The organism is Variovorax sp. 3319 (assembly GCF_031456585.1).
GTDB lineage: Bacteria > Pseudomonadota > Gammaproteobacteria > Burkholderiales > Burkholderiaceae_C > Variovorax > Variovorax paradoxus_P.
Window position 1 is genome coordinate 162,599 of record NZ_JAVDUZ010000004.1, and the last position, 26,996, is coordinate 189,594.

A 26,996-nucleotide genomic window follows, 5' to 3' on the forward strand; every position below is an offset into this window, starting at 1 on the left:
AGCAAGCCGGCGCTGCTGCCGGCTACAGCAGGCGCTTGAGGTAACGGCCCGTGTGGCTCGCCTCATTGGCCGCGATGTCTTCCGGCGTGCCTTCGCCCACCACCGTTCCACCGCCGGCGCCGCCCTCGGGCCCCATGTCGATGAGCCAGTCGGCCGTCTTGATGACGTCCAGGTTGTGCTCGATCACGACGATGGTGTTGCCCGCGTCGCGCAGCTGGTGCAGCACCTTCAGCAGCAGTTCGATGTCGGCGAAATGGAGGCCTGTCGTCGGCTCGTCGAGGATGTAGAGCGTGCGGCCGGTGTCGCGCTTGCTGAGCTCGAGCGCAAGCTTCACGCGCTGCGCCTCGCCGCCCGAAAGCGTGGTGGCCGACTGGCCGAGCTTGATGTACGAAAGGCCCACGTCGAGCAGCGTGCGCAGCTTGCGCTCGATGGTCGGCACGGCCTTCAGAAACTCGTGCGCCACCTCGACCGTCATCTCGAGGATCTGCGCAATGTTCTTGCCCTTGTACTGGACTTCGAGCGTCTCGCGGTTGTACCGCTGGCCGTGGCACACCTCGCAGGGCACGTACACGTCGGGCAGAAAGTGCATCTCGACCTTCACCACGCCGTCGCCCTGGCAGGCCTCGCAGCGGCCGCCCGCCACGTTGAAGCTGAAGCGCCCCGGGCCGTAGCCGCGTTCGCGCGCGGTGTTGGTCTCGGCCATCAGCTCGCGAATGGGGGTGAACAGGCCGGTGTAGGTGGCCGGGTTGCTGCGCGGGGTGCGGCCGATGGGGCTCTGGTCGACGTTGATGACCTTGTCGAAATACTCGATGCCCTCGACCGATTCGTGCGCGGCCGGTTCTTCGTGCGCGCGGTAGAGCGTGCGAGCCACGGCGGTGTAGAGCGTGTCGTTCACCAGCGTCGACTTGCCCGAACCCGAAACGCCGGTAACGCAGGTGAGCAGGCCGACCGGAAAGGCCACGCTCACATTCTTCAGGTTGTTGCCGGTGGCGCCGACCACGCGGATTTCCTGCAGGTCGGTTTGTGAAGCAAGGTGAGCCGCCTCGCGCGCGGCGCGCCGTTCGGCCGCGGGGCTCGGCGGAAAGCGCGAGGCCTTCTTGCCTTCGTTGAAGGCCGGCTTCTTCACGACCGGCAGCCAGGCGGTGCGGTGCTTGGGCACTTCGATCTTCTTCGTGCCCGACAGATACTGGCCGGTGAGCGAATCGGGGTTGGCCGACACCTCGGCGTAGGTGCCCTGCGCCATCACGCGGCCACCGTGCACGCCCGCGCCGGGGCCCATGTCGATCACGTGGTCGGCGGCATGGATCATGTCCTCGTCGTGCTCGACCACGATCACGCTGTTGCCGATGTCGCGCAGGTGCTTCAGCGTGCCGATAAGGCGGTCGTTGTCGCGCTGGTGCAGGCCGATGCTCGGCTCGTCGAGCACGTACATCACGCCCGTGAGGCCGGAGCCGATTTGCGAGGCCAGGCGAATACGCTGCGCCTCGCCGCCCGAAAGCGTCTCGGCGCTGCGGTCCAGGCTCAGGTAGTTCAGTCCCACGTCGTTCAGGAACTTCAGGCGCAGGCCGATTTCGCGCACCACCTTGTCGGCAATGTCGGCCTTGGCGCCGCGCAGCTTCAGGTTCTGGAACCAGGCGAGCGAATCGCGCAGCGTGAGGTGGCTCAGTTCGAAGATTGCCATGCGCGGCGGGTCGCCGCCGTCGGCCGGGCGATTGGCTTCGTCCACCAGGAACACGTTGCGCGCCTCGGGCCTGAGCCGCGAGCCGCCGCAGTCGGGGCAGGGCTGCAGGTTGCGAAAACGCGCAAGGTCTTCGCGCACCATCACCGAATCGGTTTCGCGGTAGCGCCGCGTCATGTTCGGGATGATGCCCTCGAAGGGATGCTTCTTCGTGAGCTTCTTGCCCGCGAAGTTGCCCGACTCCATGGTGTAGTTGAACTTGATCTCCTCGGCCGCCGAGCCGTGCAGCAGCACCTGCTGCACCGAGGCGGGCAAGGATTCGAAGGGCGCGTCGACGTCGAACTTGTAGTGCTTGGCGACGCTCTCGATCATGCTGAAGTAGTAGCCGTTGCGGCGGTCCCAGCCCTTGATGGCGCCACTGGCCAGCGAGAGCGACGGAAAGGCCACCACGCGCGCCGGATCGAACACCTCGCGGTGGCCGAGGCCGTCGCAGCTCGGGCAGGCACCCACAGGCGAGTTGAACGAGAAAAGGCGCGGCTCCAGCTCCGACAGCGAGTAGTGGCAGATCGGGCACGCGAACTTGGCGTTGAACAGGTGCTCCTTGTCGGACGCTCCCTCGGTGCCCAGCTCCAGTGCAATGGCGCGGCCTTCGGCCAGCCGAAGCGCCGCCTCGAAACTCTCGGCCAGGCGCTGCTGCATGTCGGGGCGTGCGCGCAGCCGGTCGATCACCACATCGATGTCGTGCTTCTCGGTTTTCTTGAGCTTGGGTAGGTCGTTGTATTCGTAGGTTTGCCCGTCGACGCGGAAGCGCACGTAGCCAGCCGCCTGCATTTCAGCGAAGAGCTCCAGGAACTCGCCTTTCTTCTCGCGCGCGACGGGCGCAAGAATCATCAGGCGCGGCTCATCGGGAATGGCAAGCGTGGCGTCGACCATCTGCGACACCGTTTGCGCCTGCAGCGGCAGGTGGTGCTCGGGGCAGTAGGGCGTGCCGGCGCGTGCATAGAGCAGGCGCAGGTAGTCGTGGATCTCGGTCACCGTGCCCACGGTGGAGCGCGGGTTGTGGCTGGTGGCCTTCTGCTCGATGCTGATGGCGGGCGAAAGGCCCTCGATCACGTCGACGTCGGGCTTGTCCATGAGCTGCAGAAACTGCCGCGCATAGGCCGACAGGCTTTCCACGTAGCGCCGCTGCCCTTCGGCATACAGCGTGTCGAACGCCAGGCTCGACTTGCCCGAGCCCGACAGGCCGGTGATCACCACCAGCTTGTTGCGCGGAATGTCGAGGTCGACGTTCTTCAGGTTGTGGGTGCGCGCACCGCGGATGCTGATGCGCTGCTGCGCGAGCACGGCGCCCAGGTAGGCGTCGCGTTCCGGGTTGTCAGTGGCGGGGGATTTCAAGGGTTCGATCGTCCGAGGGCAACCGAGCATGATAGTCCGCCCGCAATTTCATGGCGAGGGGGCGGGTTGTGGCGGTTTCTCCGCCGGGGCCTCCGGTTCCGCCCGGTGCACCGGCGCGGTGCTGCCGATGGCGCGGCCCACCATGTGCTCGGCCAGCGTCTCGTAGAGCGGCCGGCTGATCATGCGGGAGACCAGGCTGGCCAGCATGGCCGATGCCATGAGGCTCAGCACCATCGAATGGCCGTCGACCATTTCCATCACGATGATGAACGCCGTGAGCGGCGCCTGCGTGACCGCGGCCAGGAAGCCCGCCATGCCCATGGCGATGAGCGCGGGCCCCAGGTCATTGCCCGCCAGTCCGGCCACCGCATCGCCAATGCCCGCGCCGATGGACAGCGACGGCGCGAAGATGCCGCCGGGCACGCCGCACCAGGCGGTGAGCCAGGTGGCAATGAACTTGAGCGCGGTGTAGAGCGGCGTCAGTTCGTCATGGCCCAGCAGCATCTGCTTGACCGCTTCCGACCCTGCCCCGAAGGTGACCCCGCCCGTCACCAGCCCGATGACTGCCACCGCCAGCCCGCCGCAGGCCGCGAACCGCACCGGAAAGCGCGCCCGCCAGCGGTTGAGCCGCCCGGCTGTGCCGGTCAGCGAGGCAATCAGCAGCCGCGCGAACAGACCGCCCGCAGCGCCGCTCAGCAGAGCGACCAGCAGCCCGGGCCCGAGCGCGTCCCAGCCCAGCCGCGGCACGCGGATCACGCCAAAGTAACTGGTATTGCCGAACGCCGACACCGCCACCAGGCCCGCCAGCACAATGGCCGTGATGATGAGGCCGCTGGAGCGCGCCTCCAGCCGGCCCGACAGTTCTTCGATGGCGAACACTACGCCCGCCAGCGGTGCATTGAAGGCCGCGGCAATGCCAGCCGCCCCGCCCGCCACCAGCAGCGCGCGGGAATCGATGGTGGTGTTGGGCGACAGCCAGCGCCGCGCGTGCTGCATGACGCCAGCGGCAACCTGCACCGAGGGGCCTTCGCGCCCGATCGACAGCCCGGCCGCGAAACCCGCAACGCCCAGCCCGATTTTTGCGACCGTGAGCCGGAGCGACGCGAAGACGAAGCGCCGCTCCTCGGGCAGCGCCGGATGCAGCGCGGCCTTGATCTGCGGAATGCCCGAACCGCCCGCACCGGGAAAAAACCGCAGCGTGAACCACACGATGGCCGCCGTGATGAGCGGCGTGGTCAGCAGCACCGCCCAGGGCCACGCCTGGTAGAAGCGGTGGAACTGGCCGAAGACCCAGTCGCTGGCAACCGTGAAGCCCACCACGAAGAGCCCGGCCGCAATGGCGTAGCCGAGCACGATGGCGCGGTCGAGCCAGATGCGGCCACCGCGCAATTCGGCGCGCAGGTGCTCGAGGAAGTCGGGTTCTCTATTCATGCCGAACCCTCATTCTGGCACCCGACGGGGATGCCGGCGGCAGCCTGGGGCACAATCGAGGGTTCCTTTCAACCTTCTCCTTCATCTACTTATCAGGGGCAGTGCATATGGCATCGGTCAATAAAGTCATCGTCGTCGGCAACCTGGGGCGCGACCCCGAAATGCGTACTTTTCCGAGCGGCGACCAGGTGGCAAACGTCACCGTAGCCACCACCGATCGCTGGAAAGACAAGCAAAGCGGCGAAATGCGCGAAGCCACCGAGTGGCACCGCATCGTTTTCAACGGCCGCTTGGCCGAAATTGCCGGCCAATACCTGCGCAAGGGCTCGCAGGTGTACGTTGAAGGCAGCCTGCGCACGCGCAAGTGGACCGACAAGGACGGCATCGAAAAATACACCACCGAAATCCGCGCCGACCAGATGCAGATGCTGGGCAGCCGCCAAGGCCAGGGCGGCCCGTCTGGCGGTCCGGAGGACGATGGCGGCTATTCGCAGGGCGGCGGCGGTGGCGGCTACTCGCAAGGCGGTGGTGGCGGCGGCGGTGGCGGCGGTTATGCCCCCCGTGCACCCGCCGCAGCACCGCGCGCTCCGGCAGCGGCACCGCGCCAGGCACCGGCCAAGTCGTCGTCGGGCTTCGACGACATGGACGACGATATTCCGTTCTGAAAATCGATTCGCGGAATTCGCCGAATCGAAAGCCTGCAGTTCACCGCTGCAGGCTTTTTTTTATGGAGCGCGGTCAGTAGGTCACCGTGACCCGCATCGCATTGCTTCCGTCGCCGGCCGGGGCGGTGGCTTGAGACGGAGCGGAGCCCGAAGTCGCCGCCATTGCACCGATGACGCCTTGCCAGGCGGATGCGAGGCTGTCGCGGCCGTCGGCATCGTTTCCGGCCACCATGAGCCTTGTTTCGCCGATCTTGTCGAACCGGTACTCGCGGCCCTTGATGACCACCGACTTCATGTTGGTCCATACGCGGTATTCATGGCCGCCCTTGACCGGCGTGACCTCGAGCACCTTGAAGGTCGGCAGGACGACCATCGTCACGCCGAACTGGGCCGTTGAACTGTTCATGCCATGCGTCGGCTCCGCCGAACTGAGCCGCAGCGGGAGCGGCAGCAGCAACAGCAGCATGCCGACGGTGGCCAGCGGTGGCGCCACTCGCGTCGGGCGCAGGGCAATTGCACCTGCAGCGGACATGTTTCCGGACATTGGAACTCCTCCTCTCGTCGCACCTGGTGGAGGGCATCGCATTGATGCCCTGTCCAGGTTTATCGGCAGAGTCTCGGGAAAATGAAGGCCGTGCGCGGCATTCTTTACCCATAACCTGCTATTGGCTAGCAGGTTTTTCCGGGCCGGCTTGCTTGCCGGCGGAGTTCAGTAGGTTACGGCGACTGTGACGACGTCGCGGTAGTCGTCCGGACGCACGTTGGCGCTGGCGCCCAGAACGCGGCCGTACAGGGTGAGCGCCTGGGCCAGGCCGTTGCCGGTGCCCGCAACTGTATTGGTCCCGGTGACGCTGCCCCAGACGGTGGTGCGGGCGGCATTGCGATAGAGGCGGTATGGCACCGTGTCCGTGTTGCCGGGTACGCCGCCTGTCGGCGCCATGCTGCCGACGCCCGCCGTCGAGCCGTTCGACGGGGTCAGCGCTACCGTGTATGCGGTAGGCGTGGTGCAGGTAACGCTGATCGTGCTCGTCTGGTCCCGGTCGGCTTGGCCCGGCAGGCCGTTGACTGTGCCGAAGTTCAGCGGATCGGCCGTCACCAGGCAGCTCTTGGAGACGTTTGCAGTGACCGAGAAGGAAAAGTTGTCCGCCATCGAGGTGTTGCAAGTTGCCGGTGTGGCCGTGGTGCTCGACGACAGCGTGATCGAGGTGTGAATACCGCCGAAGTTGTCCTGGTAGGCACCGGGAGGCACCGTGCTCTGCAGGGGAAGCAGCTCCCCGCGCATGGTGGCGCTCCCCGAAGTGCTCGACCGGCGGGCAATGCTCAGGGTGGCGACGAAGGGGTTGGGCACCGCTGCGTTGCCGTTCGAGCCCCAGATGGTGCCGCTCGTGGATTGGTAGAGCTGGAATTTCAAGCTGTTTGTACCGCTCTTCATGACGCGTGGATTGAAGTTCGTCAGGCCTTCGTCGCCGTCGCCGATGTTGAAGCAGACCCTGACGAACTCGGTGCTGTTGCCGGTGTTGTCGCAGGTGTAGCTCAGTGTTGCGTTGGCCGACGGCGGCGCAGTCCCGTCGACAAGTTCGACCGTGCCGAAAGCAACGTTCGACATGTTCGCGTTGCAAGTGACCGCCGCCTGGGCGCTGCCTGCGGGCAGCCACCACAGGAGCGCGAAGAGCAGGGGCAGGCCGAGGGCCTTCAAGGAGCGGGTCAGAGAGCTCATGGCGTCTTGGTTTCCTTGGCGCAGCGCAGCGGCCCGATCTGCGGAATTCCGGCGCCGTCCTTGCGATAGTCGAAGCTCGCGCGGCAGCGGCCGGCGGGCGTCTGTACCTCGAGGGTGTTGCGGGGCTGCAGCGACTCGAGGTACACCGCGCCGTCGAAGCCCACCAGGGCGGGTTCGCTGCCTTGCGCGTTGGCGCGCACACGGCTGCCCAGCGGCAGCGGCTTGCCTTCGTCGTCCACCAAAATGAGCGCGGCCGCGCTGATGGGCGTAATGCCGAAGCGCACCAGCGTGCCTGCGCGGTCGCTCGGCGTGGCAACAGTCTTGACGCGCTCGATTCGCACGTCGGCCGGCAACTGCATCGGGTCGATGGACAGCTGGTTGTTCTGGTAGGCGCTGAGCGGTGCCACCAGCAGCATGCCATTGCCGTTGGTGATGCCGATGTCCCGGTTCTCCAGCCGCACCGGCACGCCGGCGATGCCGTCGGTAGAGACCACCGCGAAGGCGTCGTCGATGCGGCGCGCCGCAAAGGTCTGGCCGCCCATGAACACGACGGAACCCGTGGCCCCTGCGTAGGCGTAGCGGCTGTCGCCCAGCACGCTGATGCCGGCCATGGCGCGGCCGTAGCGGCCCAGGTAGTCGATCTCGGCCTGGCCGCCGTTCTGGCCGCCGCCCTGGCGCAGGCCCGCGCGCCAGCCGAAGCCGCCTTCGCCGGGGGTCGAGCTCTGCGCGTCGGCGCTGTAGATGGTGTGGTCGCGCTCGCGCTGGAGTCCCGCACTGGCCGTGATGTTGCCGTCCAGCGCCCAGGTAAAGCCGACGAACAGGCTGCGCTCTCGGCGGTCGTCCAGGTTCTGGTTGAGGCTGACGTTCACCGAGGCATTGCGGCCCACGCCCCTGAACCAGTACAGGCTTGCCAGGCGCGTGGGCTGCTGAGCGGGATAGCGCAGGTAAAGGTAGCTGAGGCCGAAACTGCCGAAGCTGCCCGTGCTGTAGCCGATCGAGGCCCGGCCCGAGCCGCGCGGCGGCGGCCCGCCGTACAGCGAGGCAACGTCGCGGTATTCGCCGCGCGTGCGGGTGCCTTCGACGGCAAAGTTGAATTGGTTGTCGCGCCAGCTGTAGCCCAGGTTGACCAGCGAGCCCTGCTCGCCGCCGTAGGTGCTGCGCGCCACGGCGCCCGAGACCACGCCGCTCTGGCCGAGCAGCCAGGCACCGCCGATGCCGCCCTTGACCAGGCCCCGCGTCGCCTCGCCATGCGTCTCCAGCGTGAAGCTGTTGCTCACGCCGTAGCGCCAGGTGCCCGATGCGGCGGCATCGTTGCCGTAGTCGAAGGAGCGCAGGCCGTAGCTCTTGCGCACCATGCCCAGGTCGACCGACCAGTCGGACAGGCCCTCCTGCAGCAGCCGCTGGGTGTCGTAGAGCGAAAAATCCAGCGTGGTGGCGCGGCCGAAGGCGTCGGTGAGCACCACCTGCGCGTTGCCGGCGCCATTGATGCTTGGCACCGTCTTGAGCTGGAAAGGCCCGGCCGGCACCTGGCCCGAGTACTGGCGCAGGCCATTGATGTAGAGCTCCACCTGCGAGGGCAGCGTGGCCGAGCCCAGGAATGCCGGCAGCGGGGTGGTGGTGCGATAGGGCTGCAGCGCAAAGTTGCGCGACAGCTGCACGCCGCCGATGCGTGTGGAGCGCGACCACGGCAGCGAGGCGGTGGTGGTGTCGCCCACGCGAAGCGTGAGCATGTCGTCGGGGAACGACTTGCTCCAGGTGGTGTCGAGCCGCACGGAGTCGTGCTTCCAGCCTTCGTCGCCGAGGCGGGAGGTGCGCGACATCATCGTGTTGCTGAGCACCGCGCTGCCGCTGAAGGCGCGCAGTTCGGTCAACGCATTGAAGCTGGACGTATTGCCGCGGCCCTGCGTGCCGTAGAGGTCGTAGTTGAGCAGCAGGCCGGTCGAGGAGCTGGCGCTTTGCGCGGTGATCGTCGAGGTGTCGACCACGGTCGTGGGCAGGCGCAGCACGTCGGCGGCAGCCATGATCGAGACGCGCTGGGTTGCCGCGTCGTATTCGACCTGCACGCCCGGAAGGCTCTTGATCTGAACGGGATCGGCCGTGCCGGCCGGCAGCACGAAGCCCAGCTGCCGCAATGTGGCGGCGCTGGCCCAGAGCTCTTTGCCGCGCAGGCCGAAGTGCACCAGGCCCTGGGGGTTGCCGTTGAGGCTGAGCTCCAGGTAAAGGTCGGTGCCGCCGGTGCCGGCGAGGTTTTCTTCCGCAGACGCGGCCACCAGCGAGCTGGACACGGCTGCAACGTTCTGCGCCTGAGCGGCCAAGGACGCCAGACCGGAAAGAAGCAACAGTGGCAGCAGGCGCTTAGCGGACGCGTGGGAGCGGCGGGATGTTTTCCTGCGTCGCGTTGCCATTGATCTTCGTTTCCAGAACGCCCCCGAGGGCGAATGTTTCTGTGGATGTCTTCAGTGGCCAGCGCATCCGTGCGCCGGGCAAGACATAGCCCATCAGTCCGGCATGCACGGGTGTGCGGCGGCCGACGGTGTCGACAAAATCCAGGTCTGCCAGCTGCGCGTGCATGCCGCCGTTGTTGGCGACTTCGAGCACGGCCTGGCCGTCTTCCCTGCGAAGGGACCATGTGAGCTGGGGTGCGGGCGACTGCGCGCCCGCGGCCGCGATGAAGATGGGCACCGAATAGCGCAGCACCAGCTGCAGGCCCTTCTTTTCCTTCATCTCGACCGGCAGCTCATCGATGATGACCCGGTACGAGCCTTCGACCGTACCGGCAGTGGCGCCGGTGCGGATGACGCGAATCAGTTGCCGCGCGGACGCGTCAAGCTGCACCATCGGCGGACTTACAAGAAGTTCACGCGAAGGTGTGAGCTTTTCGGCGCCGTTCTCCTGCGTCCACTGATAGACACGTACCTGGGCGTGCACCACTGTGTCGCCGGTGTTGCTGAGCCACAGGCCATCCGCGTTCTGCGTGGCCTGGAGCGTCAGCGTGACCGGTGAAACCTGCAGCCCGCTCGCCGAGGCGAACGCGTGCGCCAAGGCGAGCGCGAGGGCGGCGGTGTAGCGGAGCAAGTGGTGCACGGGGAGTCGATCAGTAGTTGACCGTGACGGTCACGGTGTCGGAGTAGGAATCAGGCGTCACGTTGGCGTTGGCGACCGTGGCAAACACGGGGATCGACTGCGCCGCGCCGGTGCCGGTGCCGGCCACGCCGTTGCCCACTGCGGTGGGGGTGGCGGTGCTGCCCCAGACCGGGCCCGTGCCGCTCACCGAGCGCAGCTGGTAGGCAACGGTGTCCGTATTGGTGGCCGGCGCGGACGACGACTTCATTACACCGGCGCCCGAGGTGTTGGTGTTCGAAGGCGTCAGGCCCACGTTGTAGGGCGTCGTCTTGGAACATGTAACGCTGATGTTGCTGGAGGCAACCAGGCCGGTGGCCGACGAGTTGACCGTGCCGAAATCGATGTTGGAGGCGTTGCCTGCCGTGACCGAGCAGGCCTTGGCGACCGTGATCAGGACTTGGAAGGTAGACGAGGACGTTGCAGCCATCGCAGCGCTGGTAGCCGTGATTGCGAGGATGGAAGCGAGGAGAAGAGAAGGTTTTTTCATGAGAGATGCCAACAGTTGTTAAGAAAACGACGGGAGAACGGGTGCGGATGGTGCCGGCTATTGTCGCGGATGAATAGTAGAATAGTTCACAGAATTGCACATTTAGTTGCAATGCGGCCGAAGTTTTTAACAATTGTTGTTACATCTCGATCGCCATCGCCGGGCGGGCGTTGCTCCCAAAAACGTAAACAACGGTCCTAAACGCGGACAAAATGTTGCCAATACGACTTTGAGGACACGCCGGTGCGCCAATGAGCTCCGCATTTCTGCCCTGGCTGCGTGCTCGGCTCCTCGAACGCTTTTCCAGATACCGCTTCGCTTCCTTCTGGGCGAACGCGGTGCTGGTCGTCTCCCTGGCGCTGCTGGTGATCATGGCGGCGTACTTCAGCGCGGCCGGCATCGAGCACGAATCGGCCGTTTTGCACATGACGCGCGCCGACTGGCAGGAAGAAGACACCAATGCCACGGCTTTTCGCCGGCTACCGCTTGCCGTAGACAGCAAGGCCCTGCCGCCCGCCTGGCAACCCGTCGAACTGCCCCTGGCCTTGCCCGTCGCATTGCTGAGCCAGGCCGATGGCAGCGCTTCGGCGGCTGCAACCCGCATTGCATGGCTGCGGCTTTCGGCACGCGACCTGCCTGCCACCCCGGCGCCGCTTGCTCTGTATGGCGCGCGAATCAAGACGGACGGCCCGATTGCGGTGTACGTCAATGGCCGGCTGGCCTACCAGGCACAAGTACAAGGCCTGCTGTGGAACAGCACCCGCACGCCGTTGTGGGTGTTGCTGGGCAAGACGCCCGAGGGCGCGCCGCCGGACGAGATCCTGCTCCGGATCGAACACAAGCGAAGCGTGCAGGTGGCGGTTTCGTCGCTCTGGCTCGGCCCTGTGGAGGCGCTGGAAGTGCGGCACCGGATGCGCCAGTGGCTCCAGCAGGACCTGCCGGCCATGCTCAGCGCTGCCTTCATGGCCGTGGGCGTGTTCGCCCTGTTCGTGTGGTTCAAGCGCAGCCATGAAACCGGCTACCTGCTTTTCTTCAACCTCGCGACCACATCTTTCCTGCGGGGCCTCCACTTCTATGTGAGCGTTCCGGTTGCCAACGACTGGTTTGCCTGGCTCACGGTCAACTCCCTGTTCTGGCTGGTCGCGGTGGTGCACTTTGCGCTGCGCCAGCTGCATGGCCGGCCGCTCAGGTGGCTGACCTTCGGGGTGGTGGCCTGGACTGTGCTGATCGGCGTGTTGACGCTGCCGGGGCCGGCCATCCTGAGAAACACCCCGCAGGTCACGCCCTTGATCTACATCGGCGCCGCCTTGATGGGCGTGGCCGTTGCGCTGGTGGGCGGCGTCAGCGCATGGCGCCGTTCCAGCGAAGGGCGGCTGGTGGCAGCGGGCATTGGCGTGTGCGTGCTGCTGGGGGTGTCCGACTGGCTGCTGCAGAACAACTTCGTCAGCCCCGAGGGCTGGTACCTCGGCGCGTACACCAACGCAGTCACGTTCAGCGTTTTCGGGGTGCTGATGTACCGGCGCTACGTCAATGCCATTGCCGAAGTGGAGCGGGTCAACGCCGGCCTGGCCGAGCGCCTGCGTGCGCGCGAAGCCGAGCTCGAGTTCAGCCACCAGCGGCTGCGCGAGGTGGAAAAGCTGCAAACCATCAGCGACGAGCGCCAGCGCCTGATGCAGGACATGCATGACGGGCTGGGTTCGTCGCTGATCAGCGCCATTCACTCGGTGGAAAGTGGCGGCATGAGCGACGACAAGGTGTCGCAATTGCTCAAGAGCTGCCTGGACGACCTGAAGCTGACCATCGACTCGATGGAGCCGCTCGAAGACGACCTGCTCCTGCTGCTGGCCACGCTGCGCTACCGGCTGGGCCCGCGGCTCGAGAGTTCGGGCGTTGCGCTGCGGTGGAACGTGCAGGAGCTTCCCGCGCTGGACTGGCTCGACCCGACCAGTGCGCTCCATATATTGCGCATCGTCCAGGAGAGCATCGCCAACATATTGCGCCATACCCGCGCAAGCGAGATTCGCGTGGCGACCGCGGCCGATGCTTCAGGCGTGCAAGTGACCATCGAAGACAACGGCCAGGGTTTTCAGGTGGAAAAGGCAATGAACGACGCCAAGGGGCGCGGCATGCAGAACCAGCAGCGCCGTGCGCAATTGGTGGGGGGCAGGGTCTCGTGGCGCTCGGGGCCCGAGGGCACGCTTTTTACGCTGTGGCTGCCGCTCGCGCGCGGCGAGCGGGCGGGCCGGGCAAATCCAGGCCCGGCTGTGGCTTAGCCCGCAAGGCCCACAAAAACGTTCTGCACGTCGTCGTTGGCATCGATGGCCGCCAGGAATACTTCGACCTCTTCCAGGTGTTCCGCGCTCAGACTGGCGGGATCGACCGGGTTCTTGGGCTTGTAGCCCAGCTTGGCCGACAGCACGGCAAAACCCTGGGCCGGCAGCGCGCGGCTCACCAGGTCCAGGTCGGTCGGGTCCGTCAGAAACACCGTGGCGCCGTTTTCGCCGGCCGGCTCGAAGTCTTGCGCGCCTGCTTCGATGGCGGCCGTTTCGGCGTCGGCGTCTGGCCGCGAAGGCTCGGCTTCGATCATGCCGACGTGGTCGAAGTCCCACGACACCGAGCCCGAGGTGCCCAGTTGGCCCTTGCGGAACAGCACGCGCATTTCAGGCGCGGTGCGGTTCACGTTGTCCGTCAGGCATTCGACCATCACGGGCACCTGGTGCGGCGCAAAGCCCTCGTAGATCACGTGCTCGAAGTTCACCGCCTCGCCCGTGAGCCCGGCACCCTTCTTGATGGCACGGTCCAGCGTGTCCTTGGGCATCGAAACCTTGCGGGCCTGCTCCACCACCAGCCGCAGCCGTGCGTTCGAGGCCGGATCGGCGCCGCTGCGTGCGGCAATCATGATTTCCTTGGCCAGCTTGCCGAACAGGCGGCCCTTGGCATTGGCGGCCAGATCCTTGTGCTTTGCTTTCCACTGTGCGCCCATGGCTGATGTTCCTGTGTGTTGTGTATACGGCGGTGCCCTGCCTGGCGCTGGGCCGAGAAGCCGGACAGCCGGTTTGGGGCGACTACTTTAGCCGGAGCCCGCAGGTGGCGAGTTTCATCCAGGTAGCTCAGGTTTTCTTCCTCCGGCCACTGCCATTGTTTCCGTTCTGTGAACGCCGAGGTTCCTTTTGATGAGGGTTTTTACTTAGAGAACGGCGCACAATTCATCTCACAGACCGGCCACCAAGCCGATCTGGGTGAACAGGGCCCCGAGCGAGGTGGCCGCCCCCCGAAGGGACGGTGACCCACCCAAGACCGGTTCGAAATCATCCAAAGTCAAAACTGAACTGAATTGAAGGAAATCAAAATGAACGCCTCGAAGATCCTCTCCGCCGTCGCTGTTGCCCTCATGGCCGTTGCCGGTGCCGCCCACGCCGAAACCTATGAAGGCGTGCATCAACTGACCTCGGCCGCCAGCCGCGCCGAAGTTGCCAGCCAGGCCGTGGTTGCCGCGCACAGCGCCAACCCCTATGCCACCGGTGCCAACGCAGGCCCGGCCCAAGTGTTCGTTTCGTCGGCCAGCCGCGAAGCAGTGCGTGCCGACGCCGTTGCAGCTGCCCGCAGCGCCGATCCCTATGCTGAAGGCGCTTCCGCCGGCGTAGCTCCCATCGTCGCCAGCACGGTGGACCGCGCCACGGTGCGTGCCGCAGCCCGCGCTGCGGCCCGTGGCGACTCGCTGCCGCTGTAATCCTCGGCGAGCATCCGCTCCAGAAGCCGGCCATGCGAAAGCGTGGCCGGCTTTTCTTTTCGTCTTGGTGCAGCGGACGGATGAAGCTCGGTCATGAAGAAGAGACGGGGAGGGCGCGAGCATGTCACGCGCAGCCGTCTGATAAGCTGCCGGCGCCCATCTCTTCCCCCGACTGTTCCTTCCACCTGTCCTTGCGAACGCGTTGCGCATGTCGTCCGAAGAAACCCTGCGCCGCTGGCGCCTGATCCTCGGCCGCTATGCGGCGCAACCCTTGTCGCAGACGCAGTTCTCGGCGGGTGACTGGAAGCTCGACCAGGCGCTCGAATATCTGTACGGCCGTGAATACGAAGGCCGCGGCCTGGCCCGGCCGAGCGGCGGGCCGGGTTCGCTCGACCCGAGCCAGTTGCGCGCGGTCGACTGGCTCAGCCGCTCGCGAAGTCTCTTTCCGCAAGAGGTGTTCGAGCGCATGCAGACGCAGGCGATCGACCGCTACCAGCTGACCGATCTGCTCTCCGACCCGGCGGTGCTGCGCTCGCTCGACGCCACGCCGGGCCTCGCCAAGGCGCTGCTCGGCATGCGCGGCCGGCTCTCGGGCCAGATGCGCGACGCGGTGCGCGAGGTGATCCAGAAAACCGTCGACGAGATCACGCGCAAGCTCAGGAACGACTTTGTCAACGCGCTCGTCGGCCGGCGCAACCGCATGCGGCGCTCGCACATCAAGAGCGCGCAGAACTTCGATGCGCGCGCCACCATCGCGGCCAACCTCAAGCACTACGACGTGGAGCGCAAGCAACTCGTCATCGAGCATCCGCGCTTCAACGCGCGCGTAAAGCGCAACCTGCCCTGGGACGTGGTGCTTTGCGTCGACCAGAGCGGCTCGATGATGGATTCGGTGATCTACAGCGCCGTCATCGCCGGCATCATGAGCTCGCTGCCCGCAGTGCGCGTGAAGCTGGTGGTGTTCGACACCAGCGTGGTCGATCTCACGCACCTCGCGCACGACCCGGTCGAGGTGCTGCTCACGGTGCAGCTCGGCGGCGGCACGGATATCGGCCGTGCGGTGGCGTATTGCGAGTCGCTGGTGGGCAACCCGCAGCGCACGGTGTTCGCGCTCATCAGCGACTTCATGGAAGGCGCCGCGCCCGGGCCGCTCCTGGCTGCGGTGCAACGCATGGCACAGGCGCGCGTCAAGCTGCTCGGGCTGGCCGCGCTCGACGAATCGGCCAACCCCGTGTACGACCGGCAAATGGCGCAGCGCCTGGCCGACAAGGGCATGCACGTGGCGGCCCTCACGCCCACGCATTTTGCGCAGTGGCTCGCGGAAGTGATGAACTGATGGCCTGGTACGACGGCTACCGCGCCTACGACGACGACACCCTGGCCACCCTTGCCAATCCGGGTTTGCTCCGGCGCGCCGCAAAGGATGTGGAGGCGGGCAAGATTGCGTGGGCGGAGCAGGGCGCCGAGGGCGGCGTGGTCGCGGCCGACGGCCAGCGCGTGCAGCTCGATGCACGCGGCCCGCAGCAGGCGCGCTGCGACTGCCCGGCACCGGGCATCTGCAAGCACATACTTGGCGCGGCGCTGTGGCTGCGTGCGCTGGAGCCGGCCGTGTCGGGCAGTGCGGCCGGCGCACCTTCAGGCGATCAGGAAGAAACAAAGGCACCGCCCGCTGCCGACCCGCTCGCGGAAATCCTCGCGCTCGATGCCGCGGCACTTTTCAAGGCCGCGGGCGTGGCTGCCGTGCGCCGCGCCGCTTCCGCTGCCAGCAGCGTCGTCGAATGGCGGGTGCAGGGCGGCGCGCTCGTCATGGACTTGACCGAGCTCGGCGCCTCGTGCCGCTGGGTGGCGGGCGCGGGCTATGCGGGCATGGTGTCCGAGGTGCTTGCCGCAGAGCGCAAGGCGGTGCACCTGATCGCCATTGCCGCCCTGCGCAGCGCGCACGGGCAGCCCTTTGCATGGCCTGAGAGCGCGCGGCCCGCGCCGGTTGAAGACACCGCGCGCCTCGGCGAGCGCGAGCGCGCGTTCCTGCTGCAGGTGGAGTCGATGCTGGAAGAGTTGCTGACAGGCGGCCTCTCTCATGTGAGCGAGTTGACGTCGGCGCGCCTCCTGGCACTCAACATGTCCGCACGCGGCGAGGGCTTGCCGCGCCTGGCCGCATTGCTGCGCAACCTTGGCGGCACCGTCGACCTGCTGGTGCGGCGCGACCACCGCGCCGAAGAGCGCGACGCCTTCGCGCTCATGGCGCGCATCCATGCGCTGTGCGCCGCGCTCGCGCGGGCCGAGGGCGAACTTGCCGTGGCACTGCGCGGCCGGCTCAAGCGCGACTTCGACGAATCGGCTGCCCTCGATCTGCTGCCGCTCGGGGCGCACTGGTGGCAGACGCGCGGCGGCGCGCGCGGGCTCACCGTGGCTTTCTGGGACTTGGCGGGTGCGCGGGTGCTGCAGGCCTCGCTCGCACGGCCCGACGGAAGCGACACCGCCTTCACACGCAGCGGTGCATGGTCCGCCAACGCGCTGTGGTCCGGCGCGGGCGCCGCGCAGCGCGTGTGCGAGGCCGCCCTGCGCCTCGAACAACCCCGCCTTGCCGAAGACGGCCGGCTGGCGCTCGGCGGCGCCACCCGTGCGCAGCCCCTGCCTGCGTGGGCGGCCGACGACCCGCGCCTGAAGTCGATCGGCTGCGGCAACTGGTCCGAACTCGGCGAGCGCCTGCGCGGCGCCACCGGCCTTGTGGCCGAGCCTTTCGATGCAGTGCTGCTGCGGCCTTCCGATACGCGCCCGCCGGTGCTCGACGAAGCACTGCAGCGCCTCGACTGGCTGGTGCAGGACGACGCGGGCCAATGGCTGCGGCTTGGCATTCCCGTTGGCCCGGAGCACCGGCAGCGCGTCGACAACCTCGACCGCCTTGCCGCGCGCCGCGCGCCGGTGCATGCGGTGCTGGTGCGCATCGAGCGCTCCGCCGCGAGCACCGAACTCATGCCCATCGCCGTGCTGAGCAGCAATGCGAAGAAGGTGCTGCAAGCGGTGTCGCTCGACTTTGCCGACGAGCCCGCGCGCACCACGTCGCTCGCCAACCGCATCCTGCGCATGCTCGAGGCACGGCAGCAGCAGCGGCAGGCGGCGCCCGTGGGTGCTCCCACGCTGGCGGCACGCCTGCTCGCGCCCGTGGCTGAAGTGGCCGAGACGCAAGCCGCCACCGGGCGCATGGCATTGACCGCGGCACAGCGGCAGCGCCTGCACGATGCACTCGACCGCGCGGGCTCTGTCGGTTTGGAGGTGCTGTCGAGTGCGCTGCGCACGCACCTTGCTGCGCCGGCCGCGGTGCCGTTGCTGAGGCTGGGCTTTCTGTGCCAGTTGCTTGGCGAACTCGACGGATTGCCGGAGCAAAGGAAAGCGCAACCGGCTTAGAACCTTTGGCTTCGGTTGTTTCTGCAGGCCGCGAACTGGCCGAAGCGTCATGTCCAACTGCCAAAATCGGCCCCAGGAGAACGAGGAGAACGCATGGGATTTCTGGACAAGATCTTGGGCGCCGTCACGGGCAGCGCCGGCACCGCAGCCGCCAACGGCTTGACGCGCGAGCAGGCGCAGCTGTTGAAGCAGGCCTTCGAGCCGCTCGAAAAGGCAGGCAAGGAGCTGCCTCAAAAAGCGGCCGCGTTCCTGGTCGACGGCACGCAGGAAACTGTGCTGCTCGACCTGCAGGCGGCCAAGTCCTTCGAGCCCGGGCAACTGCTCGGCGCTCCCGGGCGCCTGCGTTGGGGTTTCAGCAACTACCAGAACAAGGCGCTGGAGAAAATCGGCAACCAGAGCCTGGAGCAGCGCGGCCGCTTCTACGCCGGCGTAGATGCCGGTGCGCCGCCGCTCGATGTGCTGGTGCGGCTTGGCAAGCTGCTTGCGGCGGCCGACGGCGGCCAGTCGCTCGAACATCCCGGCGCGCCGGTGCCCGACTGGCTCCAGTACCTCGTCAACGACGCGGTGTTCGCGAGCTTCAACAAGAGCAGCTCCAGCAACGCCGCCGACCGTGATCTTGCCAAGCACCGGCCCGCGTGGAATGTTCATCTCATTGCAGCCTTGCTCGCGCACGAAGGGCTCGATCCGCACATCGCCCTGCAAGAGGTCTTCGAGCGCAAGGGCCTGGACAGCTGGTATCACGACCGGCTCGACGGCCTGGTCGATGCCCCTGCCGTGGCCGACTACATGCGCAGCCAGCGCGATGCCACCGAGGCGTTGCCCGCAAAGCTGTCGGCCGCGGGCCGCGTTCTGCTGGCCAGGCGCATCGGCAAGGACAAGGCGCTTTTGAACGACTTTGCGCCGCTGTTCCTGCGCCTGGCCATCGACGGCAGCAAGACGGTGCGTGCCGAGGCGACGCCGCACCTGGAGGGCATTGCCGAGGCGCAGCGGCTCGAACTCCTGGGGCAACTGCTGAAAGACGGCGACACCACCCAGCGCACGCAGGCCGCCGAACTGCTTGCGCGCCTGCCGGGCGACGCCGCCCGGGCGCTGCTCGGCGCAGCGGCCGGCACCGAGACCAGCAAGGCCGTGCAGCAGGCCATCCGCTCGGCCATGTCGCGGCTCGACGCCGCGGGCGACGCGGGCGAGCTCGAATTGCCCGAGCCGCCGGCCTGGCAGCCCTTCGAGGACATTCCGCTCGGCGAAGACGCGGTGCAACTGCTCATTGCCAACCGCATCGAGCTGCTCGAGAAGAACCGCATCGCGGCCGAGGCCGAGATTGAGGAGAACAAGGCCGCCAAGCAAACCTACAGGTACAAGTGGCGCCAGGACAACTACGCCGCCCACAAGAAGCTCACCGACGAGGACATGCGCGTGGCCGTGCGTGTGCTCAACGGGCAGGGCAGCAAGAACGACCAGAACCGCGTGAAGAACGGCCAGTTGCAACAGGTCGTGGGTTTCGGCAATCGCCTGCAGGCAATGCCCGGGTTCGGCATGCCGCACCTGATCCGCTGGTTGGCAGTGTCGCGCCACTGGACCAGCTTCTGGTTCGACGACGGCTTTCACAAGTGGCTCGGCCGCCAGCCCGTGGGATCGGTCGACCTGCGCGCGCTGGCCGAGTTGCTCAAGCGCTCCGGCATGCCCATCGACGACGTGGCGCACACCGCGCTCTACCAGTACTGGAACCAGGCCACAGCGGTCGAGGTGCTGCCGGCCGACCGCGTGTGGCCCTTCTTCGCGGAACACCCCGAATACATCGACGAAGGCCTGGGCCTCATTGCGCCGCCAAAGCGCGAGGGCCGCCAGACCCAGCTCGACCTGAACGCCACGCTGCGCACGCTGGCCGTGTTCCCGACCGTGCAGGCACGCTGGCTGCCGCGCGTGATGGAACTGGCGCTCGGCGAAGGCAAGACGCACCGTGCAGCCGCGCAGAAGGCGCTGTCGATGCTGCCCGACATCGGCCGGCGCGTGGTCGAGTCGCTCGGCTCCACCAAGAGCGAGGTGCGCATCGAGGCCGCCAACTGGCTGGCCGAGCTCAAGTACGCCGATGCCGTGCCCGCCATTACCAAGGCGCTCGAGAAGGAAACCCGCGAGACCGTGCGCGCGGCCTACCTCACCGCGCTCGAGGCGCTGGGCGACGACATCTCCGCGCGCCTTGCGCCGGCCATTCTTCTGGCCGAGGCGAAGAAAGGCCTGAAGGCCAGGCCCCCGGCGGGCCTTGCGTGGTTCTCTCTCGACGCGCTGCCCGCCTGCAAATGGCTGGACGGCAGCGCGGTAGAACCGGAGATCGTGCGCTGGTGGGTGGTGCTCGCCTGCAAGCTCAAGGAGCCGGGCGGCAACGCACTGCTCACGCGTTACCTCGGCCTGCTCGACGCAGCCAGCCGCCAGGCCGTCGGCAGCCTGGTGCTGCGCCAGTTCATCGCGCAGGACACGCGCCACCCCACGCTCGACGAAGGCATTGCGCACGCCAACGCCCATGCGCCGCAGCGCTACCAGGGCAACCAGCAGCGCTACCAGAACGCGAAGGCCGAGCACAAGCAGTACTACGAAGCCGACTTCCAGAAGACGCAGGAGCAGGTCTTCGAGGAGTGCAAGCGCGAAAAGATGAGCGAATACCTCGGCAGCGCGATCGGCGAAAAAGGCATTCTGGCGCTGACGGCCCACACGCCGGGGCACGAGGTCGTCACGCTGCTGCAGCAGTACATGCGCGACCATTACCAGCGCCGCTCGCAGATCGAGGCCATGCTCGAAGGCGTGGCTCCGGGCAACGACCCGGTCGTGATCCAGCTGCTGCTGGGCATATCGCGCCGCTACCGCACCGCCTCTGTGCAGGAGAAGGCGCGCGCGCTGGTGCAGCAGATTGCCGACCGCAACGGCTGGACGCAGGACCAACTCGCCGACCGCACCATTCCCACCGCGGGCCTGGACGACACAGGCAAGCTCGAACTTGCCTATGGCGACCGCATCTTCACCGTGGTGCTCGATGCCGCGATGAAGCCCGAGCTGCGCAACCCCGAGGGCAAGATCGTCAAGGCCCTGCCCGAGCCGCGCCAGAACGACGACCCCGCGCTCATCAAGGATGCGAAGGCCCAGTTCTCGACCAGCAAGAAAGAGCTCAAGCAGGTCATCGACCTGCAGACCGCGCGCCTGTTCGAAGCCATGTGCACCGGCCGTGTCTGGCCGCAGGCCGAGTGGCGCGAATACCTGCACCGGCACCCGATTGCCGGGCGGCTGATACAGCGGCTCGTGTGGCTCGAACTGGACGCGGAAGGCGCGGTGCGCGGCAGCTTCCGCCCCACCGAGGACGGTAGCCTGATCGACACGCAGGACGACGAGGTCGAGCTTGCGGCCGACAGCCAGCTGCGCCTGGGCCACGCCTCGCTGGTCGACGAAGGCACGGCCGCCGCGTGGAACAAGCACTTCAAGGACTACAAGTTGGTGCCCCTCTTCGCGCAGATGACGCGCAAGCCGCCAGCGGTTGCGTTTACCGACGACAAGGGCCAGCCGGTGAGTGAAATCAACGACCGGCTGGGCTGGGTCAGTGACACCTTCACGCTGCGCGGCAGCTTTGCCAAGCTCGGCTACCAGCGCGCGCAAGCCGAGGACGGGGGCTTTTTCTACCAGTACACCAAGGAGTTTTCGTCGGCCGGCGTGCGCGTGGCCATCGAGTTTTCGGGCAACACATTGCCGGAAGAGAACGTGCCCGCGGCGCTCAAGACACTGGGCTTCGAGGACATGAAGACCAGAGGCTACAGCGACCGGGCGCTGCCGCTGTCGAGCGTGCCGCCGGTGCTCCTGGCAGAGGCCTATGCCGACTACCTGGCCATTGCCCAGGCCTGCGCCGGGTTCGACGCAGGCTGGGAAAAGAAGATGCCGTGGTAAGCCCGCCGCGCCTACACACAGCAAAACCAGCAGCAACACCATCATGAGCACCGGCACAACACCGCCTTCTTCTCCCGCCACCCAGGCCGTGCGCCTTGCACCCGAGGCGCGCTATGCGGACGAGCTCGCGCGCCTGCATGCGGCCGACACCGATGCGCGGCCCACCGGATGGAAGCTCTCGCCGCGCGCGGTGCGGCGCTTCATCCTCGGCGACGAGAAGCTGCAGGTGAGCCGCAAGTTCTACGGCGACGATCCGCTGGTCGACCGTGCCATCGTCACGCTCATGGGCCATCAGGGCCTGATGCTCGTGGGCGAGCCGGGCACCGCGAAGTCGCTGCTCTCGGAGTTGCTGGCGGCTGCCATCAGCGGCGATTCGGGGCTTACGGTGCAGGGCACGGCCGGCACCACCGAAGACCATATCAAGTACAGCTGGAACTACGCGCTACTGCTGGCCGAGGGGCCGAGCCAGCGCGCGCTGGTGCCTTCTCCGCTCTACCAGGCGATGCGTGCGGGCAAGCTGGTGCGCTTCGAGGAAATCACGCGCTGCCCGCCCGAGATACAGGACGTGCTGATTTCGCTCATGAGCGACAAGCAGCTCATGATTCCAGAGCTGGGCGACGATGCCCGGCTCTATGCGCAGCGCGGCTTCAACATCATTGCCACCGCCAACCTGCGCGACCGCGGCGTGCACGAGATGTCGTCCGCATTGAAGCGCCGGTTCAACTTTGAAACGGTCAAGCCCATCCGGGACCATTCGTTCGAGGTCGAACTGGTGATGGCGCAGCTGAAGCGCGAGCTCGACAGCGGCGGTGAGTCGCCGGTCGATGTGCCACGCGACGTGGTGGCGCTGCTGGTTACCACCTTCCAGGAACTGCGCGCAGGCCAGACGCAGGATGGCACCGCCATCAAGGGTCTCGATGCCGTGATGTCCACCGCCGAGGCCGTGAACGTTGCTTATGCGGCGGCCCTGCAGGCGCGCCATTTCAACGGCGGCCAGCTCACAGCGCGCGAGATCGCAGGCCAGCTGCAAGGCGTGGTTCTGAAGGACAGCACCGACGATGTGAAGCGCGTGCGCCATTACTTCGACACCGTGGTGCGCGAACGCGGCAAGCGCGATGCGCAATGGAAGACCTTTCACGACGCGGCGCGCGCGCTGTGGCAGTAGCTGCGGACACTGGCAGCGTTCTGCCTGCGGCGCTGGAGGCCGCGCGTGCGCGGTTGTTCGGCGAGGATGGCGAGGGCGTGTTCTTCGTGCCCGTGAGGCACCACAGCCCGGCCTGCGCATTTGCACTGAGGGCGCTGCTGCGCGAGATCAAACCGGCAGCCGTGCTGGTCGAAGGACCGGACGACCTGAACGCGCTGCTGCCTCTGCTGCAACATGCGCAAACCACCGCTCCCGTTGCATGGCTGTGCCAGAGCACCCGGCAGGTGCCTGTCGACGACCCCGACTCGGAAGACAAGACGCGCACCGAATCGCGCGCGTCTTTCTTTCCGTTCTGCGACTACAGCCCCGAGTGGATTGCGGTGCGTGAAGGCGCGGCGCTCGGCGCGCGCCTGGGGCTGATCGATCTTCCCTGGAGCGACAAGGCCTGGCATCGCGACGAAGGCGATTCGGACGAAGGCGATGCACGCGACGCAGCGCGCAGCCTGATGGAAGAGCGCCATTTTGCGCACAGCCGCTACCTGAACGCGATGGCCGCCCAGCTTGGCTGCGTCGACCATCAGGAGCTGTGGGACCGGTTGTTCGAACTGCGCACGTCGGCCGCTCTCAGCCACTGGCGCGCTTTCTTCTCGGACGTGTTCAGCTGGTGCGCCATGGCGCGGCTCGACTACGAGCCCGAGGTGCTCGAGGCCGAGCTGAGCTTGCCGCGGGAGCGCCACATGGCGGCGCACATTCGCCGCTGGCGCAACGAGGTCGAAGGACCGATCGTGGTCGTCACCGGCGGCTTTCACACGCTCGAGCTGGTCAACGCGTGGCAGAAGGCCAAGCCCTCGAAGGCGCCCGCCGGCAAGGACGCACCGGACAATGCATGGCTGATCCGCTACAGCTTCGAGCGGCTCGACGCGCTCAACGGCTATGCCTCGGGCATGCCGTCGCCCGGCTACTACCAGCAGGTGTGGGAGCGCCTGGGGGCCGGCGAGGCCGACCCCTTCACCGCGGTGGCGCTCGACAGCCTTACCCGCTTTGCGCGCCAGACCCGCGCGCAGGACGATGCCGATGCGGTGTCCACCGCCTTGGTGCAGGCCGCCGCCGCGCAGGCCATGCGCCTCGCGACGCTGCGCGGCAACGCCGGTCCGGGCCGGCAAGACCTGCTCGATGCAATCCGCTCCTGCTTCATCAAAGGCGCCATCGACGAAGGCACGCGCGGCTTTACCGCCGACCTGCGCAACTTTTTGAGCGGCACGCGCATCGGCGACGTGCCGCCTTCGGCGGGCTCTCCGCCGCTGATCGAAGACGCGCGCAGGCTCGCTCGCCAGGCCGGCGTGCGGCTGGACGACAGCACCGCCCGTGTGGCACGGCTGGATCTCTATCGCAAGCCGTCGCATCGCGAGCGCAGCCGCTTCTTCCATGCCATGGCGTACCTCGACGCGGGGCTCGGCACCTGGCTCGCGGGGCCGGACTTTCTTGGCAATAGCCGCTTGCACCTGCTGTTCGAAGAGTGGCGTGCCGCCTGGTCGCCGCTGGTGGAGGCGCGGCTCATCGAACTGGCAGCCGAAGGCGCAAGCGTGGAGGCCGTGTGCATGGCCAAGCTGCGCAAGGAAGAGGCCGCGCTTTCCGATGAGGGCCGCGGACGCAGCGCCAGCGCGGCCGTGGCGCTGTTGATGCGCGCATGCCTGGTCGGGCTGCAGTCGCGCCTGCCCCAGCTGCTCTCGATGCTTTCCACGCACCTCGACGAAGATGCCTCTCTCGGCTCGGTGGTCGAATGCGGGCATCGGCTCGTCACGCTATGGCGTGCTCGGGAGCCGCTGGGCGTGCAGCAGCATCCGCAGCTGCGAAGCCTGCTGGAGCGCGTGTGGCCGGCGGCGCTGTTCCTGCTGCCCGATGTGGGCGGGTGCCCTGAAGAGGGCGAGGCGGGCGCGGTGAAGCAACTGCTTTCGCTGCGCGAGCTTGGGCGTCTGCTGGCCTCGCTGCAAGGCGAACTGGGCGACACCGGCGACGGTGCCATCGACCTCGACCTGCTGCGTGCGCAGCTCGAACGATTTGCGACCGGGGCGTCGGTCGCGCCCGCCGTGGCCGGCGCTGCTTCGGCCCTGCTGTACCTCGATGGACACTGGGACGAGAACGCGCTCGACACCGTGGTGCGGCAACGCTTCGGCGCGGGCGCAGAGCCGCGCGAGGCGGTACGTTTTCTCAACGGGGTGATGGCTGCGGCGCCTGAACTGCTGCTGCGCCTGCCCGCGCTGCTCGAAGGCCTCGACGGCCTGGTGCAGGGCTGGGACGCCGAGGCCTTCGTGGCGCATCTGCCCGATCTGCGGCAGGCCTTTACGCGACTCAAGCCGCAAGAGACGTCGGACCTGGCCGGCCGCGTTGCCGCGCTGCACGGTATGGGCGAAACAGAAGGCCAGGCGCTTTACCAGATGCACTACGAAACCACCGAGCAAGACCTGCACGAAGGCGCACAGTTGCAGCTCGCTCTGGCCGAGTGCATGCGCCGCGACGGCCTCGCCGCGTGGCTGGCAACTCCCGAGCACAAGAAGAACAACATCGAAAGCGCGTCATGACCATCGATCTCCAGACGCTCAAGTGCGGCGAATGCGGCAGCAGCGCCCTCAAGCGCACCGGCCTGAACCAGTACGCCTGCCAGCACTGCGGCTCGGTGACGCTGGTGGAGGACAACGTTTCCGATCGGCTCGATCGTGTGCTCGAACAGGTCAAGAACGAGGCGGGCCGCCGCCTCGCGGCCGACGAGGCGCAGCGGCGGAAGGCACTGCTGCGCAACGCAGGCATCGGAATGGCCGTTGTGGCGGGTGTGCTGCTGGTCGGCGCCGCAATCGGGCTGGTAGCCGGGTCGCGGCCATCGACGAACACGTCCGCCTCGCGGCCAGTGGTTGCGCCGCCGGTCGACCGCACCATTCCGGCAGACGGGCTGAAGCTCGGCGAACCGCGCCAGGTGCTGGTGGGCGGCGGCAGCTCGGCCGTGCCCAAGTTGCTGGTGATGGCCCGCAACGACACCGGCAAGCCGCTCGCACGCGCGGGCATCAAGGCCGTGTACTACGACGGCGACAACCGCCTTGAAGAGCGCACCGAGACGCTGCCGATTTCGGTGCTGGAGCCGGGCGAGAGGGCACCGGTCCTCATCGACATGCCGAGCGGCAAGAACGTCACGCGGCAGGAACTGGGCGTGCAGAAGCTGGCCGAGCCCTACAAGGCCGTGCAAGGCGAGCGCCTGACCTTTGCCCGCGTGCGGCTGGTGCAACAGGCCGATCGGGTTCGGCTGGTGGGCCGCATCGCCAACGCGCGCAAGGACGCGGCCGTGCTCTCCGGCATCGACGTGCTGGCCACGCTGTACGACGATGCAGGGCAGGTGATCGGCTTCGGCCACGGCTATGCGCAAGCGAACGAGCTCAAGCCCGGGGCGCAGACCTCGGTGGACCTGAGCATTGCCCGCTTCGGCCGTGCGGCGGCCATTGCTGCCTGGGACTACCGCATCGGCTACAGCACTGTCGATGCTGGCGGCTCCCGCACCGCGGTGCTCAATGCCGAGCGGGTGGTGCGCGCCGCGGGGGCGCCGGAAAGCTTCAACCCCGAGCTGCGCCTGAGCACCGAGGACCTGCTGGCCGAGGACAGCGAGCGCTTCGATGTGAGCCAGCTGGAACTGCTGCCGCTGGTTGCAGGGCGCAGCAACATCCAGCGCCCCCTGTTCCTGACCGAACTGGTGAACCGCAGCGCCGACGCGGTGGTGGTGGCGCCGGGCGGCGTGATCTCGCGCTTCGGCGGCAGCAAGGCCGATGGCACCACCGCCATCGCCGGGCTCGCCTACGTTTACCCGGGGGAGCGGTTTCCGATATTGCTGGAGCCGAATGCCGTGGAGCGCATCACCCAGACCCGTGTCGAGTGGAAGCCGATGCGCCGCGCCACGCTGCCCGGACCGCGCGCACCGCTCGAGGTGCAGGTAACAGGCACCAAGGCCGAGACGGGTAGCGTGCTGCTCAACTTCAGCCAGCGCTTCACCTACAAGAGCGTGGAAGTCACGGGCACGGTAAAGAACCCGGGCAACAACGTGGTCGGCAAGGTGCGCGTGTGGGTGAGCCTGCGCGACCGGAACGGGCAACTCACCGGCTTCAGGCAGGTGCAGAACCTGCCGGCCATCGCGCCGGGCGAGAGCGTGCCGTTCCAGGTGGACGTGGAGCAGAACGGGCGGGATTTTGCGAGCGTTTCGACGCTATACCAAACCGAATAGCCCCGCCGCGGCGGCGTTGAGCGGTTCGCGCCATGATGGCGC

The 26,996-nt window shown here is 67.2% G+C and carries 17 protein-coding genes; 9 read left to right on the forward strand and 8 right to left on the reverse strand.

Annotated features, from left to right (window positions below; translation table 11 throughout):
* Positions 1-22: 22 nt before the first annotated feature.
* A complete protein-coding gene (gene uvrA / locus J2X67_RS10360; RefSeq protein WP_309952777.1) occupies positions 23-3,103 on the reverse strand; it encodes an excinuclease ABC subunit UvrA in 3,081 nt (1,026 codons plus the stop codon).
* An 18-nt stretch (positions 3,104-3,121) separates the two neighbouring features.
* Positions 3,122-4,504, reverse strand: coding sequence for a chloride channel protein (locus tag J2X67_RS10365; RefSeq protein ID WP_309952779.1), 1,383 nt, complete (start codon positions 4,502-4,504; stop codon positions 3,122-3,124).
* Between the two features lie 107 nt (positions 4,505-4,611).
* On the opposite strand from J2X67_RS10365, the gene ssb reads away from it, so the two are divergent.
* Entirely contained in the window at positions 4,612-5,169 is a 558-nt protein-coding gene (gene ssb, locus J2X67_RS10370; protein WP_157611664.1) for a single-stranded DNA-binding protein, read from the forward strand.
* A gap of 73 nt (positions 5,170-5,242) precedes the next feature.
* Here ssb and J2X67_RS10375 read toward each other — a convergent pair whose 3' ends face one another.
* From J2X67_RS10375 to J2X67_RS10395, 5 genes are all read right to left on the reverse strand, one after another.
* The gene (locus J2X67_RS10375) at positions 5,243-5,713 is read right to left on the reverse strand and encodes a hypothetical protein (RefSeq protein WP_309952781.1); all 471 of its coding nucleotides are present in this window, start codon (positions 5,711-5,713) and stop codon (positions 5,243-5,245) included.
* 165 nt (positions 5,714-5,878) lie between these two features.
* Positions 5,879-6,886, reverse strand: coding sequence for a spore coat U domain-containing protein (locus J2X67_RS10380; protein ID WP_309952783.1), 1,008 nt, complete (start codon positions 6,884-6,886; stop codon positions 5,879-5,881).
* Complete coding sequence (locus tag J2X67_RS10385; RefSeq protein ID WP_309952786.1) at positions 6,883-9,171, reverse strand: fimbria/pilus outer membrane usher protein; 2,289 nt, start codon at positions 9,169-9,171, stop codon at positions 6,883-6,885. Before J2X67_RS10385 ends, J2X67_RS10380 begins: the two co-directional genes overlap by 4 nt.
* Before the next feature lie 70 nt (positions 9,172-9,241).
* The gene (locus tag J2X67_RS10390) at positions 9,242-9,970 is read right to left on the reverse strand and encodes a molecular chaperone (RefSeq protein WP_309952788.1); all 729 of its coding nucleotides are present in this window, start codon (positions 9,968-9,970) and stop codon (positions 9,242-9,244) included.
* Positions 9,971-9,980: 10 nt separating this feature from the next.
* Entirely contained in the window at positions 9,981-10,496 is a 516-nt protein-coding gene (locus tag J2X67_RS10395) for a spore coat protein U domain-containing protein (RefSeq protein ID WP_309952790.1), read from the reverse strand.
* A gap of 251 nt (positions 10,497-10,747) precedes the next feature.
* Here J2X67_RS10395 and J2X67_RS10400 point away from each other — a divergent pair, with 251 nt between their 5' ends.
* Complete coding sequence (locus tag J2X67_RS10400) at positions 10,748-12,769, forward strand: sensor histidine kinase (protein WP_309952791.1); 2,022 nt, start codon at positions 10,748-10,750, stop codon at positions 12,767-12,769.
* Here J2X67_RS10400 and J2X67_RS10405 read toward each other — a convergent pair.
* Positions 12,766-13,479, reverse strand: coding sequence for a YebC/PmpR family DNA-binding transcriptional regulator (locus tag J2X67_RS10405; protein ID WP_309952792.1), 714 nt, complete (start codon positions 13,477-13,479; stop codon positions 12,766-12,768). The genes J2X67_RS10400 and J2X67_RS10405 overlap by 4 nt on opposite strands.
* A 366-nt stretch (positions 13,480-13,845) precedes the next feature.
* Here J2X67_RS10405 and J2X67_RS10410 point away from each other — a divergent pair, with 366 nt between their 5' ends.
* From J2X67_RS10410 to J2X67_RS10440, 7 genes are all read left to right on the forward strand, one after another.
* Positions 13,846-14,226, forward strand: coding sequence for a helicase SNF2 (locus J2X67_RS10410; protein ID WP_309952794.1), 381 nt, complete (start codon positions 13,846-13,848; stop codon positions 14,224-14,226).
* Positions 14,227-14,434: 208 nt separating this feature from the next.
* Positions 14,435-15,562 (forward strand): VWA domain-containing protein, encoded by a 1,128-nt coding sequence (locus J2X67_RS10415; RefSeq protein ID WP_309952795.1) that lies wholly within the window; start codon positions 14,435-14,437, stop codon positions 15,560-15,562.
* On the forward strand, positions 15,562-17,631 hold the full coding sequence (locus J2X67_RS10420; protein WP_309952797.1) for an SWIM zinc finger family protein: 2,070 nt from the start codon (positions 15,562-15,564) through the stop codon (positions 17,629-17,631). The genes J2X67_RS10415 and J2X67_RS10420 overlap by 1 nt, the downstream gene beginning before the upstream one ends.
* Positions 17,632-17,724: 93 nt before the next feature.
* Complete coding sequence (locus tag J2X67_RS10425; RefSeq protein WP_309952799.1) at positions 17,725-21,552, forward strand: DUF4132 domain-containing protein; 3,828 nt, start codon at positions 17,725-17,727, stop codon at positions 21,550-21,552.
* Between the two features lie 43 nt (positions 21,553-21,595).
* On the forward strand, positions 21,596-22,717 hold the full coding sequence (locus J2X67_RS10430; RefSeq protein WP_309952801.1) for an AAA family ATPase: 1,122 nt from the start codon (positions 21,596-21,598) through the stop codon (positions 22,715-22,717).
* Positions 22,675-25,275: a DUF5682 family protein gene (locus J2X67_RS10435; RefSeq protein ID WP_309952802.1), complete on the forward strand. Its 2,601-nt coding sequence runs from the start codon at positions 22,675-22,677 to the stop codon at positions 25,273-25,275. Before J2X67_RS10430 ends, J2X67_RS10435 begins: the two co-directional genes overlap by 43 nt.
* Entirely contained in the window at positions 25,272-26,954 is a 1,683-nt protein-coding gene (locus J2X67_RS10440; protein WP_309952804.1) for an FxLYD domain-containing protein, read from the forward strand. The genes J2X67_RS10435 and J2X67_RS10440 overlap by 4 nt, the downstream gene beginning before the upstream one ends.
* Positions 26,955-26,996: the final 42 nt, after the last annotated feature.

Excerpts from the sequence above, each read along its gene's own strand:
- J2X67_RS10420 (WP_309952797.1), top strand. The coding sequence starts at position 15,562 with ATGGCCTGGTACGACGGCTACCGCGCCTACGACGACGACACCCTGGCC.
- J2X67_RS10440 (WP_309952804.1), top strand. The coding sequence starts at position 25,272 with ATGACCATCGATCTCCAGACGCTCAAGTGCGGCGAATGCGGCAGCAGC.
- J2X67_RS10380 (WP_309952783.1), bottom strand. The coding sequence starts at position 6,886 with ATGAGCTCTCTGACCCGCTCCTTGAAGGCCCTCGGCCTGCCCCTGCTC.
- J2X67_RS10365 (WP_309952779.1), bottom strand. The coding sequence starts at position 4,504 with ATGAATAGAGAACCCGACTTCCTCGAGCACCTGCGCGCCGAATTGCGC.
- uvrA (WP_309952777.1), bottom strand. The coding sequence starts at position 3,103 with ATGCTCGGTTGCCCTCGGACGATCGAACCCTTGAAATCCCCCGCCACT.
- J2X67_RS10405 (WP_309952792.1), bottom strand. The coding sequence starts at position 13,479 with ATGGGCGCACAGTGGAAAGCAAAGCACAAGGATCTGGCCGCCAATGCC.
- J2X67_RS10415 (WP_309952795.1), top strand. The coding sequence starts at position 14,435 with ATGTCGTCCGAAGAAACCCTGCGCCGCTGGCGCCTGATCCTCGGCCGC.
- ssb (WP_157611664.1), top strand. The coding sequence starts at position 4,612 with ATGGCATCGGTCAATAAAGTCATCGTCGTCGGCAACCTGGGGCGCGAC.
- J2X67_RS10395 (WP_309952790.1), bottom strand. The coding sequence starts at position 10,496 with ATGAAAAAACCTTCTCTTCTCCTCGCTTCCATCCTCGCAATCACGGCT.
- J2X67_RS10430 (WP_309952801.1), top strand. The coding sequence starts at position 21,596 with ATGAGCACCGGCACAACACCGCCTTCTTCTCCCGCCACCCAGGCCGTG.
- J2X67_RS10425 (WP_309952799.1), top strand. The coding sequence starts at position 17,725 with ATGGGATTTCTGGACAAGATCTTGGGCGCCGTCACGGGCAGCGCCGGC.
- J2X67_RS10400 (WP_309952791.1), top strand. The coding sequence starts at position 10,748 with ATGAGCTCCGCATTTCTGCCCTGGCTGCGTGCTCGGCTCCTCGAACGC.
- J2X67_RS10375 (WP_309952781.1), bottom strand. The coding sequence starts at position 5,713 with ATGTCCGGAAACATGTCCGCTGCAGGTGCAATTGCCCTGCGCCCGACG.
- J2X67_RS10435 (WP_309952802.1), top strand. The coding sequence starts at position 22,675 with ATGGAAGACCTTTCACGACGCGGCGCGCGCGCTGTGGCAGTAGCTGCG.
- J2X67_RS10410 (WP_309952794.1), top strand. The coding sequence starts at position 13,846 with ATGAACGCCTCGAAGATCCTCTCCGCCGTCGCTGTTGCCCTCATGGCC.